The organism is Pleomorphovibrio marinus (assembly GCF_003347495.1).
Lineage (GTDB): Bacteria > Bacteroidota > Bacteroidia > Cytophagales > Cyclobacteriaceae > Pleomorphovibrio > Pleomorphovibrio marinus.
The window spans coordinates 1-20,023 of record NZ_QCXY01000004.1 but is presented as its reverse complement, the minus strand read 5'-3'; the positions used below and the strand labels follow the sequence as shown (position 1 = coordinate 20,023).

The window sequence follows — 20,023 nt, the reverse complement described above, 5'->3', positions numbered from 1 at the left end:
TAGGAGTAAACGGTTAGAAGGCTATGTTTAAGGAGTTTGGGATAGTTTTGTGTAAGTTGAAGATGGCTTTAGTTTTCCTGCTGCTAATGGTGATAGGTGGGGGAGAAGCAGTGGCCAAAAGGAATAACAGCCCCATAAGGGGGGTATGGCTTACCAATGTGGCCAGTGATGTCCTGCACAGCAGGGATAATATTCGGAAGGCAGTGGCCCGTTGTCAGGCTAATGGTATTAATACCCTCTTTATGGTAACCTGGAATAAAGGGTACACCCAATATCCCAGTGAGGTGACTATGCAGTATTTTGGGGAGCATATAGACCCTAAATATAAAGGCAGGGATCCATTACAAGAGGTAATCGAAGAGGCTGAGGCAGTAGGGATTGCAGTGCATGCCTGGTTTGAATATGGGTTTGCTGCCTCTTACCACCAGGGGGAAGGGGGAAAAATCCTGGAGAAATTCCCCCATTGGGCGGCCAGGGATTACGAGGGTAACCTGCTGGACAAGAATGGCTTTCAGTGGTTGAACGCCTTCCATCCGGAGGTTCAGGATTTCATGATCCAATTGGTAATGGAGGTGGTGAGCAACTATGGGGTGGCGGGTGTACAAGGTGATGACAGGCTTCCCGCCCTGCCATCCACAGGGGGATACGATGATTATACCGTTTCCGTTTACCAAAAAGAGCATCGAGGCAATACTCCCCCTTCCGACCACCTGGATGAGGAATGGGTACAATGGAGGGCAGACAAACTCAGTGACTTTTGGAAGAAGCTATATGGGAAGGTGAAGCACAAAAAACCGCGGATGACGGTTTCTTCTTCTCCTTCGGTATATCCATGGAGCAAGGAGGAGTACCTTCAGGATTGGCCAAAGTGGATAAAAGAAGGATATGTGGACCTTGTAATACCCCAGGTTTACCGTTATGAAGAAGATGCATATATAGCAACCTTCTTGGAAAACCTAAATTGGGTACCAGAGGGCAAAAAACACCTTTTCGTTCCCGGGGTTCTGCTAAAGGTAGGGGACTACCTGGCCCCTAAGGAATTTCTGGAGACCAAGGTTGCACTGCATAGAGAAAATGGGGTTTTCGGAGAAGTCTTTTTCTTTTATGAAGGGCTTCCCCTTCAAGAGGGCTTTTTTGAGTCCTACGGCAAGGATTAATTAGGGGCAGAAAAAGGGTGGTTATTCCAAGCTTTGTCCCCAACCCAAAGGATTGCATACAATAAACAAAAATAGATATGAACAGGAGAAACTTTATGGAGAGGATTGCCTTGGGTGGGGTAATTACTGCATCAGGCCTCGGGATCCCGTACACCGCTTCCGGTACATCCGGTAAAGTATTGGTTAATGAAAATGGAAGGCTTTTCAAGGCGGATATAGTTATTGCGGGTGCTGGGCTCGGGGGATGTGCAGCAGCCTTTTCCGCTTTGCGGAATGGACTTAGTGTGATCATGACCGAAGAAACGGATTGGATAGGAGGACAGATTACCCAGCAGGGTGTTCCCCCAGACGAACACCAATGGATAGAAACCCATGGAGCCACATCCCTATATAGGGAATTCCGAAGAAAGGTTAGAGAATACTACAAAAACCACTATCCCCTTACGGAGGAGGCTGCTGAAAGGGAATTTCTGAACCCGGGAAACGGTACTGTTTCCGCACTCTGCCACGAACCAAAAGTAGCACTTCAGGTATTGGAAAGCATGTTTGCCCCCTATGAAAGTGCCCGACAGCTCCTACTCCTAAGGAACCATAAGGCATCTAAAGCTTCTGTACAGGGTAATAAGGTTAAATCACTGGAAATTAAATCATTACATACAGGTAACAAGATGTTACTTGAAGCACCTTATTTTGTGGATGCTACCGAACTGGGGGATTTGTTGCCGATGACTGGCACGGAATACCGGACCGGCACCGAGGCCAAGTCGGAAACGGGGGAATTGCATGCCACAGAAACCAACCGGCCGGAAAACAACCAGGCCTTTACGGTATGCTTCGCCATGGATTACTTGAAAGGGGAGGACTGGACTATTCCCAAACCGGAAGAATATGACTTCTGGAAGAACTTTGAACCGGACATGAACCCACCCTGGGCAGGGAAACTACTGGAGTTGAATTACTCCGATCCAAAGACCCTGCAGCCAAAAGAACTGGGTTTCCATCCCGAGGGGGTGTCCACTGGCAGTAAACTCAACCTTTGGAACTACAGGAGGATCATCCATAAAGAAAACTTTACCGATGGGTTTTATGAAGGGGACATCAGCATCGTGAACTGGCCCCAAAACGATTATTTCCTGGGAAATATCGTGGATGTAAGTGAGGAGGAAATCGCCAAACACGTGGAAAGGGGAAAACAACTCAGCCTGTCTATGCTGTATTGGCTGCAAACCGAGGCACCAAGGCCTGACGGGGGCAAGGGATGGAAGGGCCTTCGTCTGAGGAATGATGTCATGGGCACCGAGGACGGTCTGGCCAAATATCCCTACATACGGGAATCCAGGAGAATTAAGGCACTGTTCACCGTCTTGGAGGAGCATGTGGGTGCCCAGCAGAGGGCAGAGGTTTCTGGACTGAGTGGAGATGCACTTGTTTCCAAGAATTTCCACGATAGTGTGGGTATTGGGTATTACCATATAGACCTTCACCCCAGCAGCGGAGGGGACAATTATATCGACTTCGGGTCCCTTCCCTTTCAGATCCCCTTGGGTAGCCTAATCCCTGAGCGGATGGAAAATATCCTTGCTGCCAACAAGAATATCGGCACCACCCATATCACAAACGGTTGCTATAGACTGCACCCTGTGGAGTGGAGTATTGGGGAGGCAGTAGGAATGCTGGTTCCCTTTGCCCTGGAAAAAGGGGTTTCCCCTAAAACCGTGAGGGAAGACCCTGCACTCCTAAAGTCTTTTCAATCCTTTATTCAATCTCAAGGTATAGCCATCCAATGGCCCGAAAAATAGTCGTTATGCATAAAATAAACAGTTTAGTATTTTTTTTATTCCTATCCCTAATCCACCTTGCCTATTCCCAGGAGAGCAGCAGTAGAATTTTACTTATCCCCTTGGATGACAGGCCACCATGCTATCAATTTCCCAAGAAAATAGCGGAGATTTCAGATGCCGAGGTAGTCAGCCCCCCAGACGAATTGTTGGGTTGGTTTACCGATCCGGGGAAATCTGATGAGCTGCTGGAATGGATGCTGGAGCAGGACTATGGGGATATTGATGCTGTGGTAGTGGCTATGGATATGCTCACCTATGGAGGACTTGTAGCAGCAAGAGTGCATGGAGTAGAGGAGGCCAAAGCCATCCAAAGAATGGAGATCCTGGAACAAGTAAAGGCGCTTGCCCCTGATGTGCCCTTTTATTTCCAAAATGTAATCATGCGTTTGGCACCCACGGCGGATGGCAAAAACGAATCCTACCGGGTACAGCTTGCCGAATGGGCAGAAGTTTCTGTGCAAGATGGTGTGGATGCTGTAAAGCGTACCGAGGAGTTGAATGCCCTATTACCTAAAGAGGTTATTTCTGATTACCTAAAAACCAGAAAGAGGAACCTCCATGTAAACCTAAAAGCCATTGAGTTGGTAGAAAAGGGAGTAATAGATTATCTCATTCTTTCGCAGGATGACGCCATGCCTGAGGGGATTCACATTCAGGACAGGGAAAAATTGATTGAAGTAACCAAGCAAAAAGGTCTTGGGGAAAAAATTGCTGTGCAACCAGGTGCAGATGAAACGCTTATGCTGCTATTAGCAAGGGCAGTGAATGAAAGGCTGGGTGTAAAGCCAAAGGTATATCCGGTTTACTCTTCCAAAGAGATGAGTGATCAGATCATGGCATTCGAGGACAGGCCACTTAGGCAGACCGTAAGCCTGCATATAGCTGCCACCGGAGCGGATGAAGTCCAGGAAAGAAAGGAGGCAGACTTGTTGTATTTTGTGTTCAGTAGTAGGTTTGAGGAGAATGCAGCAGGTAAGTTTACCGAAAAGATAAGGGAAGCCATACAGCAAGGTCATAGGGTAATTGTAGCAGATATTGACCCCAAGGGTAACGTACAAGGTGGAGATGGGCCATTTACGGATGCTTTGATAAGTTCAGGCGTGTTGCCATTGCTTTATGGATATGCCTCCTGGAACACCACTGGCAATACCATCGGCACAGCTTTACCCCACGGTTTGGTCTATTACGCTGCTACAGAAAAGCTGCTGGATGATCGAGAAAGGAAAGAGAGAGTATTGATTGCCCAGCATTGGTTCACTTTTCACCGGGTAATGAACGATTATTATTACAATAACCTGACCCGAGATGTGGTAAATAAGGCATTTAACCAATACCAGCAAAGCAGTAGGATTCTCAGTGATGAGCAGCGTGCTGAAATGGAGGCCTTAGGCATGCGTGAAATGCAGCAGCATTTTTCCAGCCTTGCCGCTGAATACTTTTCCGCCCTAAACTATGAGCAGCAAAATAAGTTAAGGTGCTTGCCTCCATCCTCCTTGGAATTCCAGCTCCCCTGGAACAGGACCTTTGAGGCACATGTAGGATTTGAGTTAGATTGTGCATTGGAGTAGTTTCCTATTCCCTCCGCATAATGCAGTAAAGTTTAACCAATTCCGTGTTTTGGGATCATAAATGCTGTGCATCCATTAACCATGCATATCAATCCTTCATCTTTTCCCAATCCCAATCATTGTTGATTTGGGAGATGGCGTGATGGGCGGTGAGGTCGTATTGGCAGGGTACGATGGAAGCATAGTTGTTGGCAATGGCCCACTCGTCGTTGTCCTCTCCCTTGTCAAAATTCACAAAGTTGCCTGCCAGCCAAAAATATTTCCTTCCGTTTGGGTCGTACCTTTCCTCGAAGTCTTCCTGCCATTTGGCCCTGGCCTGTCTACAAATCTTGATGCCCTTCATGGCCTCGTTTCGCTTAGGGGGGAAGTTGACGTTTAGGGCCACGCCCTTGGGGATTCCATTTTCCAACACCTGCTGGGCAATTTTGTAAACGTATTCTTCAGTATGGGAAAAGTCGGCATTGGAGCTGTAATCACAGAGGCTGAAGCCTATGGAGGGGAAACCCTCTATCGCTCCTTCAATGGCCGCAGACATGGTTCCGGAGTAGAGCACCGATATGGAGGTGTTGCTGCCGTGGTTGATGCCACTTACCACTAGGTCGGGTTTACGATCTTTAAGCACATAATGCTTAGCCAGTTTCACACAATCTGCAGGGGTACCACTGGATTTGAAGGCTATTACATCTTTAAAAATATCTTCTTCATACAACCTAAGGGTATTTCCAATGGTGATAGCATGTCCCATTCCGGATTGGGGGCTGTCGGGAGCTACTACAAGTACCTCTCCCAACTCTTTCATGATATCTACTAAAACCCTGATCCCTCTGGAAGTGATGCCATCATCATTGGACACCAAAATAAGCGGTTTTGACATTTATGTATCTTGTTTAAGCTGGTTATAGTACGCGGTGATCCTTGTCAGATCTCCACGCCTATCGTGGGAAAGTCTGTTTTTGCGCATGTACAAGCGCACCTCGGAGGACTTGTCGTCCATGAGGTCAAAAAGTTCCCTTTTCTTTTGACTGTATTTTTGTATTTCTTGGTCTGCAAGGAAATAATATTCGAAAGCTAGCCTATTGAATCCCATCATTGGGGCTCCCCACATGGGACCCATGTGCATACCTCTCATGCCCATATGGTTCATTCCCCGGTTGTCCACAGTAATGAATTCCCGGCATAGCAGGGTCATTTCCTCCCCTTCCACCAACAACTCGAAGAAAATCGGAACCTTGTAATCAGAGTTCATGGCATAGGGAAGACTATAAAAAACCCTTACCCCTCCATAATATTCATCAAATATTTCGAAATGGTGTATAGATACCGCATTAAAGGTCTTAATGGTTTGATCCTGTACGTTTACCACGTTGTTTTCAAGATCATATTTTACCTTACCCTCAAAGACCTCACCGTTTTCCAGAAACACCTTGCCATTATGCCATACTTGAGAAGGGAACTCCTGAGCCTGAACACCTAACGACACAAATAAACTTACAATGAAGATATAGGTTAACTTTTTCATACCACAACTAAATTTGGTTTCTACTTACCTAGTACGCAAAAACCACTCCATATGTTGAAGCAAAGTAGGGGTATTTGGGGGAATAACCTAAATTTTCTTTAATCCTTTGGAAAGGATTTGATGGCCCATTTTGTCCCTTTTGGTGATAAGGTATCTCTCGTTGTGGGGGTTAAAATCGATTTCCAGAGGAACCGTATCCACTATTTCCAGGCCATACCCTAAAAGCCCTGCCCTTTTGGTGGGGTTGTTGGTGATTAGGTTAATTTTGGAGATGTTCAGGTCCCTAAGGATTTGGGCACCTATGCCATAGTCCCTTTTGTCCATGGGAAATCCCAAAGCTAGGTTGGCCTGCACGGTGTCCATCCCCTCTTCCTGAAGTTTATAAGCTTTTAGTTTGTTGATTAGACCTATGCCCCGGCCTTCCTGGTTCATATATACCACCACACCTTTTCCAGCCTTGTTTACCATTTCCATGGCACTGTGAAGTTGGGGGCCACAGTCACACCTGCAGCTGCCAAAGATATCCCCGGTGACACAAGAAGAATGTACCCTCACCATTACAGGCTCATCCTCCTCCCATTGCCCCTTGATCAAGGCCATATGGATTTCGTTGGTATTGGTCTGCTCATAGGCAATCAGGTCAAAATCCCCCCACTCGGTGGGCAAATTCACCCCTATCTCCCTTTTGATCAGGCTTTCGTTCCGGAGTCGGTAGGCGATAAGGTCTTTGATGGTGACCAGCTTCAGGTCAAACCTTTCTGCCACTTTCACCAAATCCGGAAGTCGGGCCATGGTGCCGTCCTCGTTCATGATTTCCACCAGCACTCCCGCAGGAGCCAACCCGGCTAGCCTTGCCAAGTCCACAGAAGCTTCCGTATGTCCAGCCCTCCTGAGCACTCCCCCGGCCTTGGCCTTCAGTGGAAAAATATGTCCCGGCTTTCCAAGTTCGGCAGGATCTATGTCAGGATCTACCAGAGCCCGAATCGTTTTAGACCTGTCACTGGCTGAGATGCCGGTGGTACAGCCATGCCCTACCAAATCCACGGATATGGTGAAGGGGGTCTCGAATACGGCGGTATTGGAACCCACCATCATTTCCAGGCCTAGTTCCTTGCACCTGTCCTCCACCAATGGCGCACAGATTAAACCCCTGCCGTGGGTAGCCATGAAGTTGATGATCTCTGGGGTGACCTTTTCTGCGGCGCAAATAAAATCCCCTTCGTTTTCCCTATCCTCATCATCTACGACTATTATTACCTTACCCGCCTTGATGTCTTCAATGGCTTCCTCTATGCTGTTCAACTTGAATTCTCCCATATATGTCAATGGATAAATATGTTGTTTTGGTTATATTCTATTTAAATTGTTCAATTTGAAATCACCATGCCCAATTGCTTGTCTATGGTCACCTGATAGGATTTAACTTCCATATACACCCGCTGCAGCTCCTGGATATCGGCATCTTCAGCCGACTTCATTTTCTCCATGGTTTCCTGAAGCATTTTGTGTACTACCCTTCTTTTAAGCCTTAGGACGCTGGAATATACTGTTTTTGCCAAGTCATCTGCCTCTTTGATAGTGAAAATCTGAAATCTTTTTTCCCATAACTCCGACAATTCATATTTATGACTAACCATATCTATGACAACTTGTTTGATTTCATTGTCATTTCCTTGTAGAAAATAATCGGTTCCGGGTAAAATACCTTTTTTCAATGCCTGCTTATAGTACTCAAACATTCTTTTGTACACGGGAGTTTCAAACTGCAGTTCGCCGGTTTCCTGCATTAAATACTCGCAGACGTGAAGCTCCTCGGAAATTTTTTCCCAGCCATAGGTAATCAGGATCCGAATGGTTTCCTTTTCCTGGAGCATCAGGATATTCCCGTAGTCGGTTTTAGGTTTTTCCACCGGAAGAAACTCCTCCTGAGGGGAAGGGGAATCCATGTGCTTTTCCTTCCAATCTTTACGGCGTTGTTGGGAAAGGAAATGTTTGTTTATCTCCGCATGAATAAGGTTCTCATCGATTTCCAATAACCGTGAGGCGTCCTTTACATACAGGTTTCTCACCATGGCGTCACCCACCTTGCCTATGCTATGTATTACCTGCCTAATGCCATCCGCCCGGGCGATGGGGTCTTCCCGGCTTTCTTCCCACATCAAGCCAATTTTAAAGCGGATGAAATCCTGGCTCTTCTCCTTCAAATAGGAGGCAAAGCGCTCCTTTCCCACTTTGCGGGAGTAACTGTCCGGGTCTTCTCCTTCGGGAAAAACCACCGCCTTGACAAAAAGCCCCCCCTCTAGCAGCATGTCTATACCCCTCAGGGAGGCCTTGATCCCGGCAGGATCTCCGTCATAGAGCACAGTCACGTTGTCGGTAAACCTCTTGATCAGCTTGATTTGGTTTTCGGTAAGCGAAGTCCCTGAGGAGGCCACCACGTTTGGTATGCCTGCCATGTGCAGGGAAATCACATCGGTGTATCCTTCCACCAAGAAGCAGAGGTCATGTTGCCGTATGGCCTGTTTGGCCTGATAGATCCCGTAAAGCACATCACTTTTGTGATACACCTCGGTTTCCGGGGAATTTATGTATTTAGGCTGCTTTTTGTCATTGGTGAGTATCCTAGCCCCAAAGGCAATGGCCTTGCCACTGAGATTATGGAAAGGAAATATCACCCTGCCCCTGAAGCGGTCGTACCACTTTTCCCCGTCTTTCTCGAGGATTAGGCCTGCCTTCATTAGGGTTTCTGTTTCAAATCCCGCTTTCTTTCCGGCAGTCAAAAGGCCATCCCAACTGTTTTGGGCATATCCCAGTTCAAACTTCTCTATGATTTCGGCATCGAAGCCCCTTTCCTTAAAATAGGAAAGGCCTATGGATCTGCCTTCCTCGCTCTTGAGGTTTTCCGCAAAATGGTTTTTGGCGTAGTTAAGGACTATGAGCAGGCTTTCCTTTTCATTGTACTGCTGTATTTCCTCCGGGGTGGAGGGAGCATTGCTCTCCTCAATTTCTATCCCGTATTTCTGTGCTAGGTGCTTGATGGCCTCGTTGAACCCCACACCTTCTATGTCCATGATAAACTGAATGGTATCCCCTGCCTTTCCGCAGCCGAAGCATTTGTAGATTTGTTTGGAAGGGGACACCGAGAAGGAAGGGGTCTTTTCCTGGTGAAAGGGACAGCATGCCCATAGGTTTTGGCCTTTCCTCTTCAAGGAAACGTAGTCGTTGACAACCTCTTCGATGTCAGCTCTTTCTCTTACCTTTTCTGTGGTTTGATTGCTGATTGCCATACCCTATACATACGATTTGAGGACAAAGATAAGGCTTATCCTATTAAATCGAGCATGAGGAGCACATCATACGGAGTATTAAAAATTGGCATTTACAGAAAGGAAATGACATTGGGTTTCTCGCAGCCTTACCCTGTGTTTTTTCAGGGGAGCGCAACGAATTCGCAACGGGCGCAGCTTGGTAGCCTTAAAAATTAGTACTTAATCAATAATTTTTAAGAATGGTGGGGATGATTTAGATTTCGAGATTCCACCTTAGGACGGAATAGGCAGGTGGACCCCTAAAAATCAATTATAAACAAATTAAAATATCCATTCCTCCCTTTGGCTCCTGAAACTATTAGGAGCTTGGGCAGGTTATCCCCATGAATTGATACAATTTAGACAATAACCATTAACTTTGTACTTTATTAGTACAAGGAAAGCTGGAATCGGAACAAGGAAGATGGAGGCTTTTAGCAAAGTAAATTTATGAGCATTACAGAAGATAAGGTATTTAAGGCACTTTCGCAGGTACAGGATCCTGACTTAAAAAAGGATCTGGTAAGCTTAGGGATGATTCAGGACGTAAAAGTGGATGGAAAAAAGATCGCCTTCAAGGTGGTGCTCACCACCCCGGCATGTCCCCTGAAGGAACTGATCAAAAGCGATTGCGAGGGAGCCCTGGAAAAGGCCTTTGGTGAGGGGTTGGAACTGGATATATTTATGACTTCCAACGTGACCACCACCAGGAACGATGCGCCCTTACTTCCCAAGGTAAAGAACATCATTGCCGTGGCCTCCGGAAAAGGAGGGGTTGGCAAATCCACCTGCGCTTCTAACCTGGCAGTTTCCCTGGCTCAAAAAGGTGCGAAAGTAGGCCTGATAGATGCCGATATCTTCGGGCCTTCGGTGCCTACCATGTTTAATGTGGAAGGGGAACAGCCCGCTGTGAAACAAGAAAACGGAAAAAACGTAATACTACCCATAGAGCAGTACGGAGTTAAGTTGATGTCCATTGGATTTCTTACCCCTGCGGACAGTGCGGTGGTGTGGAGGGGACCCATGGCGAGTTCTGCTTTAAAGCAGTTTATTGGAGATGTGGATTGGGGGGAACTGGATTACCTGATACTGGACTTGCCCCCTGGTACTTCCGACATCCACCTGACCATGGTGCAGACGGTACCTGTAACGGGGGCGGTGATTGTGACCACTCCCCAAAAAGTGGCTTTGGCAGACGCCACCAAGGCGCTGTCCATGTTTAAGCAGCCGCAAATAAATGTGCCAATCTTGGGTGTAGTGGAGAATATGTCCTATTTTACCCCCGAAGAGTTGCCGGATAACAGGTATTATCTTTTTGGACAGGATGGCGGCAAAACGCTTTCGGACAAACATAAGGTGCCCTTTTTGGGGGAAATACCCATTGTGCAAAGCATCAGGGAAAGTGGGGACAGCGGATATCCCGCTGTATTGAAGGATGGGCTTACTGCTGATGCCTTTGGGCTCTTGGCAGAAAATGTAGCCCGACAAATTGCCATCCGGAATGCGGAAAAGGCAAAAACAGAAGTGGTTCAGATGAAAGTTTAACAAAACGCCATGTTAAGTACATATAGAGATCAAATTGAAAATGCCTTGGATACTATCCGTCCCTATTTGGAAGCAGATGGGGGCAATGTGAAAGTCGTGGATCTTTCGGACGAAATGGTGCTAAGGCTGGAACTCACCGGAGCCTGCAGCTCTTGCCCCATGTCCACCATGACCCTAAAGGCAGGCGTAGAAGAGGCCATTAAAAAAGCCATCCCAGAAATATCAAAAGTGGAAGCTATAAATGTGGAAGTTGCCTGATTTTTTTGGGGTGCTTATAAGAAAAAATTTACCAGCATTGCGTATCCTATACTTCTCAGTGCTGGTATTTTTATGTATAGGTACCGGATCGGCCTGGAGTCAGGTCCATTTTGGTAAGACTTTTCAACACCAGCACAACGAACAATGTGGAGTGGCTGTGCTGGAGGAAATCCAGGAAAAAGCCCTAGGGGTCTATGGTAGCCGGGAATATTTTGAGTCCTGGATGAAAGAGAAAATTAAGGAGCAGAAAAGGGATGCGTCCTCCATGCGTACCCTACAGGATGGGCCCCCAAGACAGATCCCCGTGGTGGTGCACGTGATCCATACGGGCACCGACTTAGGGGTGGGAGCCAATATCCCCGAAGAACAGATCCTTTCCCAGATCCGAATATTAAACGAAGATTTCAATAGACTCAACGAGGACACAATATTGACCCCCAATGAGTTTAGGGACGTGGCCGCCAGTGCCAATATAGAATTCGTGCTTGCCAGAAGGGATCCGGATGGTATGCCCACCAATGGCATCAACAGGGTGCAAGGCAGCAGGCTCAGCTATAGGGCAAGTGATATTTCTTTAATCAGCTCCATTGCATTCTGGCCACCAGAAGACTACCTGAATATATGGGTATTGCCTTTGATTCGTGCAGAGCTGGGCTTTGCTACCTACCCCATTGCAGACCTACCCGGTTTAGATGCTTTCCCTCCCACTTCTAGAAACATAGATGGTGTAGGGGTGAATTTCCGTTATTTTGGGGTAGGGGGCAATGCTGACCCCGAATACAGGGGGAGGACGGCCGCCCATGAAATTGGCCATTTTTTGGGTTTACGCCATATTTGGGGGGATGGGGGTTGTGAAGCGAGCGATTTTGTGGACGACACCCCTAATCAAGATGGGGCAAACTTTGAGTGTTCCTTAACCCCCAGGTTTACCTGCGACTCCAGGGATATGGTGGAAAACTTCATGGATTACACTCAGGACCAATGTATGAACCTGTTTACCAGGGGGCAGGTGGAAAGGATGGATGTGGTGCTCGCCTCCAGTCCCAGAAGAAACTCGCTGCTTTCCAGCCCGGGATTGGTGGCACCCGATCTCTTTGATTTCGATCTTTCCATAGAAAAGGTAATAGGCCCCGACAATTTTATCTGCACCCCAGAGGTGGTACCCTCCATAGTGGTCATGAATGTGGGTACTGAAACCGTAACCCAGGCCGAAGTGGAAATCACCTTGAACGGAACGGTAATAGAACTACGGGAATTTAACCTAAATCTAGGGACCGGAGAAAAGGACACATTGAATTTCGATTTTCTTACCCTGCCGGAAGGGGAAAACACCTTTGAGGTGGAAATCCTGGAGGTAAATAACCAACCAGACCAGGACCCTTTCAACAGCTTTAGGAGAACCAGGCCTAATCTGGCTTCCAACATGACTTTGCCCTACAGGCTGGACATGGCAAGTGACCTGGGACAATGGGACATTCTAAACCCGGATCAGTCTATTACCTGGTCCAGCATCAGCATGGCCATAGATGGGGTATCCCAGCAGATGATGTACGTAAACGGATACGACTACCAGCAGCGGGGGGAACTAAATTACTTTATAAGTCCAAATATGGATCTGAGTCAGTTGGAGAACCCCCAGCTGACCTTCAACGTGGCTTACCGACCCTTTGACAATGAATTCTTTCAGGATAAGATGGTGGTGGCCGTTTCCACCGATTGTGGCAATACCTTTGACCTTACCGGACCCCTTTATGACAGGGAGGAAGTCACCCTTCAGACTCAGCCCCCATCCTCTTTAGAATTTTTTCCTAGTTCGGAGAGCCAGTTTAGACGGGAAGTGGTGAACTTGGCCCAATATGCAGGGCAGCCGAATGTAAGAATAGCCTTTATCGTGGTAAATGGCTGGGGAAACAACTTGTTTATTAAGGATGTGGAGGTTTTCCAGGAAGAAGTTTTCCGTTACGACTTTGAGATAGTGGAATTAGAGCAGCCTTTGCCCGTCACCTCGGGGCAGCAAGGAGATGAGGTGTTGCGGATCAGAAATACAGGCAACCTGCCCATTTCTTTCGGTTTCTTTATCGACCGCCTGCACAATAGGCGGGACATGGACACCCAGCTTTTCGATGACATCTCTATCCCTGTGGGTGAAAGTGTGAGTGTAGCCATGCCCTCGCTGCTTCGGAATGGAAGAAACCGGCTGGATTATCGCCTATACCAACCCAATTTTGACCAAAACCCGGGCACCGACGACGAAATCAGTAGGCGCTTTGTACAAAGTGAAGCCGAAGTAGTGGTTCCCTGGAGGAAGGATTTCGACCAAGAAAATGACCTGGGGCGGTGGACCGAAATAAATCCGGAGAGGGGGTTCCCTACCTGGAGGATCTTTTCGCTACAGGAAGACGGAGAGAATGTGGTTGGCCTTGAAAATTTCACCCCTGGTGATTCCCACTGGTTGTCCTCCCCGTTATTTGACCTTAGCGAGACGAATAGGGCCAGCTTGTTTTTTGACTTGGCTGCAGGAGGCTTTTCCCAGGCGAATCCGATCAGCTTAGAAGTCCTTGTCAGCAAGGACGGGGGAAGTTCGGGCACCGTGGTCTGGAGTAGGACCGGGGAGGAGATAAATACCGTTTCAGGCTCCGGCCTTCCCAACCCCAATACCGCAACAGATTATGAACGGGAATTCGTGAACCTAAATGAATTTACCGGGGAGGGTGCAGAACAGACCCGGGTGTACTTCAGGGTCTCGGAAGAAGGAGGCAGCGGGGCGGCATTGTATCTGGACAACGTGGAGCTGTTTTTGTCCGACAACCCAAATCCTGTTGACCCTGGGTTGGACAACACGGTTATCTATCCCAATCCCGCCGAGGATGTATTTAACATTGCATTCAACCTGAGTGAATATGAAAACGTGAGGATAGAGTTTATCAATATGAGCGGGCAGGTGGCCTATTCGGTGGATTTTGATTTTACGCTGAACCAAACCTACAGTTTTAGCAAAGCACTGCTAAATAGTGGTGTTTTTGTGGTCAAAATTACCGGTCAGTCCATTTCTGCCACCAAGCGTTTGATTATCCGGTAGTCCATATACCGTAATCCTGCTTTTAGCCGTTTACGGTTTTGCGAACATGGGTCAAGACTGAAAATATTTTATGTAGATTTGCAAGTAACTTATGCCTGTTAATAATGAATGAAATACTAGCGATTGCTAAAAAAATAGGAATACACCTTTTGGCTATGATAGGGATATTGTTGGTATTCCTAATGTTGTTTTTTTACATGTACCTACCCAAGTACACTAATCACGGGGAGTCGGTAAGCGTTCCGGACCTGGAGGGGTACCACTACGAGGAGCTGGAGGCCTTTTTGAAAGCCCGGGATTTGTTGCTGGAAATTACCCCGGATAGTGGGTATGTGGCGGAGGAAAAGCCCCTGCACGTGTTGAAGCAAAACCCCAGGCCCGGCACCAAGGTAAAGCAGAACCGAAAAATTTACGTGACCCTCAATGCCCAAAACGCCCCATTGATCAGTATGCCTAATTTGGTGAATGCTCCCCTGAAGAATGCACAGGAAATTCTGGCAAACCACGGCTTGGTAAGAGGGGACATCTCCTATGTACCGGATATTGGCATGAACGTGGTGCTGGAACAAAAATACCGAGGTAGGGATATCCGCGAGGGCTTTGAAATCCCCAAGGGCTCACAAATAGACCTGGTGGTGGGAGACGGGCTTGGCAACCAAAGGCTGGAAATGCCCAATCTCATCGGCATGGATGATATTGAGGCGGAATTCCTTATCCTGGGCTCAGGCCTGAGGATGGGCAACCTCAACTACGTAAAAACCGACACCGTACCCAAAGGCACGGTGATAAAACAGTTGCCCCCTTCTGGCATTGATGCCTCTACAGGCGAAAGGGTGGATATATGGGTGTCTGAACTGGAAGAAGATTTGGAACTTTAACGTATGTATAGAAGGAGAAATTGGGCCTTTTTGTGCTTGCTTTTGGCTGGGATACTGCCATGCTGGAAGGCAAGTGCCCAATTTCAACAACTTCCCACCCCGAAAAAATCACCCGATCACCAGGCTCTTTCCCTTCGCCTCCTGGAAGAGCGGCTAAGCCTGCCCTTTTGGGACGACTTTAGCAGCGGGGCCGTTCGCGAGGACCTCTGGGACAGCAGAGGGGTACTTGGCTCCATGACCTTGGGAAACAACCCTCCCTCCATAGGTGTATGCTACCTGGATGGGGTGGACCAAAGAGGGGAGGCCTATGCACGGGAACTGCTGGAAAATGGGGAAGGGGATCGCCTGACCTCCAAACCCATAGACCTTTCAGGGCTTTCCACAGCAGAGGCTGCTACCGTTTACCTCAGCTTCTTCTGGCAAGCCGCCGGCAAAGGGGAAATGCCGGATGACAACGATCAACTGGAACTGCATTTTTTAAATGAGCAGGGGGAATGGGAGTTGGTATGGCAGGTAATAGGTGGAGACGAGGGTGCTACCCAGGACTTTACCCAGGAAATCCTACAGGTTACCGAAGCCTTCCAACACGATCAGTTTCGCTTTAGGTTCCTGCATATAGGCAGGCTTTCAGGCCCTTTCGATACCTGGGTGCTGGACTATATCTACCTGAACAAGGGCAGGAGCGAAAGTGACCTTTTCTACGAGGACCGTACTCTTACCCAATTGCCCTCCAGCCCCTTTGGAAAGTATGGGGCCATTCCCCTTTTTGAACTTACCCAAAAGTCGGAAGAATACCTCAGCCCCCTTTCGGGACAGTTTAAGAACCTGAGTAACCGGTTTAGGGCCATGGAGTTTACCGTACAGTTCAGGAACCTTCAGACAGGGGCAGTGATCCAAAACATCAACGTAAACACGCCCCTCAGTCCTGTTCCTCAGGCCGGGGAGCGCAGGGGCTTTACCAGCTTTACCCTGCAGGAGGACATTGACTGGCAGGAGGAGGAGCCCTTCGACCTGGAGGCACTTATGTACCTAAGTACCGGGGACAGGTTTAAGGTGGAAAGCATTAGTGGCAGGGACACGGTGTTTAACACCAGCATGGATTACAAAGTCAATGATACGGTACGGTATATTTTGCCCGTCAGGGATTACCTGGCCTATGACAACGGATCGGTGGACTATTCCGCAGGCATCAACCAACGAGCAGGGATGTTGGCCCTCAGGTACGAGATTGGCACTCCGGTATTTATTAAGGGCATCAGCATCAATTTCACCAATTTTATGCAGCGGGGCAGATCCGTAGAGCTGATGGTATGGGACAGCCTGGGTCAGGAGCCCCTATACAAGCGGGAGGTGCTTATTCCCGAGCTGGAGGATCTCGGGGAGTTTGCCTATTTCCCCCTGGGCTCCAACATACAGGTGTCGGGCACCTTCTATGTAGGCTTTACCCAGTTCACCAACGACTTTGTGTATGTGGGCCTGGACAAGTCCTCGGACTCAGGGGAGCAGGTGTTTTACAACGTTTCCGGTGCCTGGCAACAAAACGAAACCGTGAGCGGCAACCTCATGATAAGGCCTCACCTTTCCTTGGGGGAGGTAGTGGATGAAGAAGAGGAGGAGCCGGAAGAGGAGGTAAGGGCCTATCCCAACCCCGTGGTAGAAAGGCTGTACCTGGAATCCGGGAGTGACCTGGATGAGCTAGCGGTTTATGATTTTCAGGGCAGGCAGGTTCCCGCAAGGATAGAAAACTTCGAAAAAGGCAAGATTATTCATTTTGAGGACAGGCAAAAAGGCATATATTTGATTCGTTTTAGACAAAAAGACAAAATCAAGTCAGTAAGAATACTAGTGAAATAAACAAAAGATGGAAGATATTACCGTAAACGAGCTTAAGGAAAGACTGGAAAACAAGGAAAAGTTTGTCTTTATAGACGTCAGGGAAGAGTACGAATACGAGGACGACAACCTGGAAGCCTGGAACATCCCCTTGGCCGATATCCCCGAGAAGCTCAGCGAGCTGGAGGCCCATAAGGAGGAGGAGATAGTAGTCCACTGCCGTTCCGGCGCCCGCAGCGGCAACGCCAAGAAGTTCTTGGAAAGCAAGGGCTTCACCAAAGTCCGCAACGTGCTCGGAGGCATTGTAGCCTACCGAGAGCTTGAGGAGGAGTGATTGTGACGAAGGGACTTGGTGACTTGGTGACGAAGAGACTTAGAGACGAGGGGACTTAGGGACTTAGAGACTTGTTTACAGGCGAAAGGTTGGTTTCGCTTCGGAAGGTTTTTGTCACTAAGGACACAAAGGAGGCACAAAGGACGCGAAGGTTTTTTGGTAATTTTTAAGACCGGGAGACTTAGGGACTTGTTTTCAGGCGAAAGGTTGGTTTTCGCTTCGGAAGGTTTTTGTCACTAAGAACACAAAGGAGGCACAGAGGGCGCGAAGGTTCTTTATGTGGAACGTTGTTGCTCGCTCCGAAAAAGTTTTTTTTCACAGAAGGTCAGGGACGAGGGCCGAAATAGTGCAAGTCACTAAAAACACCCCGTTTCTCGAAATTTGCAATTTCGAGAACAGATAAAGCGGATTTGTAATCCGCAGGCTGCAGGTCTTCGAAAAAATAGTTTGGATTTGAGAGCCTATACTTTTCTAGAGGAATGCTTCAGACTTTGTTCTGGGGGATTACCAATCCCGAATGACGGTACAGCGTCTTCTTAAAATCAATCTCTTCCGAAGCGAAAACAACCATTCTCAACCTCTCCCCCTCCTGTTTTAGGAGGGGGAAAAAGGGGGTGGTGGAAACAAGGCGGAGGCAATGATCAACCTTTCGAAGCCTACCATTTTTCACCCACCATCCCTCATCCTGAAACAAGGTTAGGCTTATCAAAATATATTCCTCCCAGCTAGGAAGAGCTGTGGAGTTGAACCACTCCGTGGTTCTGGGTTTGGGGGTGGTGTCCCAATTCCCCGGGTTTCTCCCGGCGTTATTATTGTTGGACCCTTTCAGGGTCTTGGGACGAAACAGGGAACACAAGTGCTGGTATGGAAACGGCCGTCACTGTAAAGGAAAACGGCAAAAGACAATAACCTTTCCTAGGTTCACTCCATTGGGTGACACCTGACACAGTCTCCAACAGGTTCAAAGAAACCCGGAGGGTTTCAACCCCATTAGCCCCGTGCGTTAGCTCGGGGATCTGGAGGACCAACGACGATTCCCCAACCCCGGACGGGGTTGAACTCCGCGAACAAGGAATCGGATGGGTATTCCATTCAATAAAACTATCCAATTCACCTAAAAGACTCCGTTTCTTAGAGGCAGAGAGACTTGGTGATTTGTTTTTGTGCGAATGGGTGGTTTGGTTTACCCAGGTGTTTCCCCTCCTAAAACAGGAGGGGGCGAGCGAGAGGTTGTTTTTGTCCTCTGGAGTGCGTATATCCCCAATATATTTTGTTCATGTCGTTTCACAGGCCAGGAAATGGAAAAAACCCATTCTCCTATACGCAATCAAGCTCCCTCTCCCTGGAGTTGCAAATCCTGTAGAACGAAGTGGTTACGGGAGGAGAGGGTTGGGGTGAGGGCACAAGGACCCGGAATCGCGACCCAAGCCAATTTCGAAGCGAAACCATTTTTCCCACGAGAACCCGTCCCCTCAGTTACCCCTCTCTAAGTCTCCTAAAGGGAGAGGACAAATACGTTGGAAGGTCTGGCAATGGGGTTGTCTTTGTACACATGTCTTAGATAAAAAAGACCATTATAATTGAAAGAAATGAACGTTACGTGTTCAGCAATATTCATTTGTCCTGTTAATCCGTTATATTAGTGAATCCAGTCAATTAGAACGGACTTGTTAGCTAGTTAGCAAGAAAATCAACCAAAGGATGGAAACATTGATTTTGAGTAACGCTTCCGATGAAGACATTAAGCTTCTTTTAGCCATTGCGAAAAAAATGGGCATTGATTTGAGGGTCGCCGATAAGCAAGGATTAGTTATGTCTCAAGCCGAGCGGCTGAATAAATCCGTGCAGGCAAATAGTATTTCACTTTCAGAAATTGTCGAATCTTGCAGCTCAGTGAGAAAAGCCCGGTATGAGAAAAGGAAAAAAGATAATCCTTGACACTAATATCTGGGTAAGCTACATTGTCGGCAGAAAATTGGATGCAATTGCAAAACTCATCTTCGATCATAATTTGATTGTATTTTCCTGCACGGAACTAGAAGAAGAATTGGGGGATGTGTTGGCGAGGGATAAATTTAAAAATCTCCTTTATTCTGAGCCGGGTCATTATCTGGACTTTGTTCAAAATTTGACTACTTCAATAACAATTTCCGGCAATTATCAGGGATGCCCAGATGCAAAGGACAATTTCCTGTTTGACCTAGCCATTCAGTCACAAGCCGAATTAGTTGTCACAGGAGACAAACTACTGCTGGATTTCGAAGTCCAAAACATAAAAGTAATATCTTTCAAAGATTTCAGAGAACTTTTTGGGGATTGACCTATTTTGGCAGGTGTAAACATAAATTCCCAAAGAACCCCGATCCCGAAAGTGCACACTAGCTCCCCTCTCCCTCAAGTTGAAAATCCCGTAGAACGAAGTGGTTAGGGGAGGAGAGTGCTGGGGTGAGGGAAACAAACCGGAATCGCGGGCCAAAACATTTTGGGAAGGAACCAAAACCATGTTCATCCCAACGAGCCGGTGCATTGGAGCTATTGAAAGGTTTGACCACTTTCGTGGTCGTTTGGGGGAGGCAGGGAGCAGCTGCCGGTTGGAGTTTCCCCCACACCCCAAAAAATCCCCGTTGTTCGGTCACAACAATCCCCCGAATTTTTTATATTTAACAGATGGAACCCACCCCGCGCAACATCAACCCCTTTACC

The 20,023-nt window shown here is 47.7% G+C and carries 16 protein-coding genes; 11 read left to right on the top strand and 5 right to left on the bottom strand.

Annotated elements, in window-relative coordinates:
• Positions 1–23 precede the first annotated feature (23 nt).
• From DB520_RS11630 to DB520_RS11620, 3 genes are all read left to right on the top strand, one after another.
• Complete coding sequence (locus DB520_RS11630) at positions 24–1,157, top strand: glycoside hydrolase family 10 protein (protein ID WP_232834933.1); 1,134 nt, start codon at positions 24–26, stop codon at positions 1,155–1,157.
• Between the two features lie 77 nt (positions 1,158–1,234).
• Entirely contained in the window at positions 1,235–2,956 is a 1,722-nt protein-coding gene (locus DB520_RS11625) for an FAD-dependent oxidoreductase (protein WP_114749908.1), read from the top strand.
• A 5-nt stretch (positions 2,957–2,961) separates the two neighbouring features.
• Positions 2,962–4,566 (top strand): DUF4127 family protein, encoded by a 1,605-nt coding sequence (locus tag DB520_RS11620; protein ID WP_157972044.1) that lies wholly within the window; start codon positions 2,962–2,964, stop codon positions 4,564–4,566.
• A gap of 88 nt (positions 4,567–4,654) precedes the next feature.
• Here DB520_RS11620 and surE read toward each other — a convergent pair whose 3' ends face one another.
• The 4 genes from surE to dnaG all read right to left on the bottom strand — a co-directional run bounded on the left by surE (position 4,655) and on the right by dnaG (position 9,372).
• Positions 4,655–5,440, bottom strand: a complete 786-nt coding sequence (gene surE / locus DB520_RS11615; protein WP_114749906.1) for a 5'/3'-nucleotidase SurE — start codon at positions 5,438–5,440, stop codon at positions 4,655–4,657.
• A complete protein-coding gene (locus DB520_RS11610; RefSeq protein ID WP_114749905.1) occupies positions 5,441–6,085 on the bottom strand; it encodes a hypothetical protein in 645 nt (214 codons plus the stop codon). It abuts the gene before it with no gap.
• An 87-nt stretch (positions 6,086–6,172) separates the two neighbouring features.
• Positions 6,173–7,402, bottom strand: coding sequence for a bifunctional 3,4-dihydroxy-2-butanone-4-phosphate synthase/GTP cyclohydrolase II (locus tag DB520_RS11605; RefSeq protein ID WP_114749904.1), 1,230 nt, complete (start codon positions 7,400–7,402; stop codon positions 6,173–6,175).
• 50 nt (positions 7,403–7,452) lie between these two features.
• On the bottom strand, positions 7,453–9,372 hold the full coding sequence (dnaG, locus tag DB520_RS11600; protein WP_114749903.1) for a DNA primase: 1,920 nt from the start codon (positions 9,370–9,372) through the stop codon (positions 7,453–7,455).
• 471 nt (positions 9,373–9,843) lie between these two features.
• Between dnaG and DB520_RS11595 the strand changes: the two genes are divergently transcribed.
• The 6 genes from DB520_RS11595 to DB520_RS11570 all read left to right on the top strand — a co-directional run bounded on the left by DB520_RS11595 (position 9,844) and on the right by DB520_RS11570 (position 17,320).
• Positions 9,844–10,938, top strand: coding sequence for an Mrp/NBP35 family ATP-binding protein (locus DB520_RS11595; protein ID WP_114749902.1), 1,095 nt, complete (start codon positions 9,844–9,846; stop codon positions 10,936–10,938).
• A gap of 9 nt (positions 10,939–10,947) precedes the next feature.
• Positions 10,948–11,196, top strand: coding sequence for a NifU family protein (locus DB520_RS11590; RefSeq protein ID WP_114749901.1), 249 nt, complete (start codon positions 10,948–10,950; stop codon positions 11,194–11,196).
• A 37-nt stretch (positions 11,197–11,233) separates the two neighbouring features.
• Complete coding sequence (locus tag DB520_RS11585) at positions 11,234–14,275, top strand: T9SS-dependent choice-of-anchor J family protein (RefSeq protein ID WP_198675311.1); 3,042 nt, start codon at positions 11,234–11,236, stop codon at positions 14,273–14,275.
• A gap of 104 nt (positions 14,276–14,379) precedes the next feature.
• Positions 14,380–15,153, top strand: a complete 774-nt coding sequence (locus DB520_RS11580) for a PASTA domain-containing protein (protein WP_114749899.1) — start codon at positions 14,380–14,382, stop codon at positions 15,151–15,153.
• 3 nt (positions 15,154–15,156) lie between these two features.
• Positions 15,157–17,007: a T9SS type A sorting domain-containing protein gene (locus DB520_RS11575; protein WP_114749898.1), complete on the top strand. Its 1,851-nt coding sequence runs from the start codon at positions 15,157–15,159 to the stop codon at positions 17,005–17,007.
• Between the two features lie 7 nt (positions 17,008–17,014).
• Complete coding sequence (locus DB520_RS11570) at positions 17,015–17,320, top strand: rhodanese-like domain-containing protein (RefSeq protein WP_114749897.1); 306 nt, start codon at positions 17,015–17,017, stop codon at positions 17,318–17,320.
• Positions 17,321–17,804: 484 nt separating this feature from the next.
• Here DB520_RS11570 and DB520_RS11565 read toward each other — a convergent pair whose 3' ends face one another.
• Complete coding sequence (locus DB520_RS11565; protein WP_114749896.1) at positions 17,805–18,176, bottom strand: hypothetical protein; 372 nt, start codon at positions 18,174–18,176, stop codon at positions 17,805–17,807.
• Positions 18,177–19,021: 845 nt separating this feature from the next.
• Here DB520_RS11565 and DB520_RS11555 point away from each other — a divergent pair.
• Together DB520_RS11555 and DB520_RS11550 are read left to right on the top strand one after the other, a co-directional pair.
• Positions 19,022–19,258, top strand: a complete 237-nt coding sequence (locus tag DB520_RS11555) for a hypothetical protein (protein WP_114749894.1) — start codon at positions 19,022–19,024, stop codon at positions 19,256–19,258.
• On the top strand, positions 19,230–19,640 hold the full coding sequence (locus DB520_RS11550; RefSeq protein ID WP_114749893.1) for a putative toxin-antitoxin system toxin component, PIN family: 411 nt from the start codon (positions 19,230–19,232) through the stop codon (positions 19,638–19,640). Before DB520_RS11555 ends, DB520_RS11550 begins: the two co-directional genes overlap by 29 nt.
• The last annotated feature ends 383 nt before the right edge of the window (positions 19,641–20,023 follow it).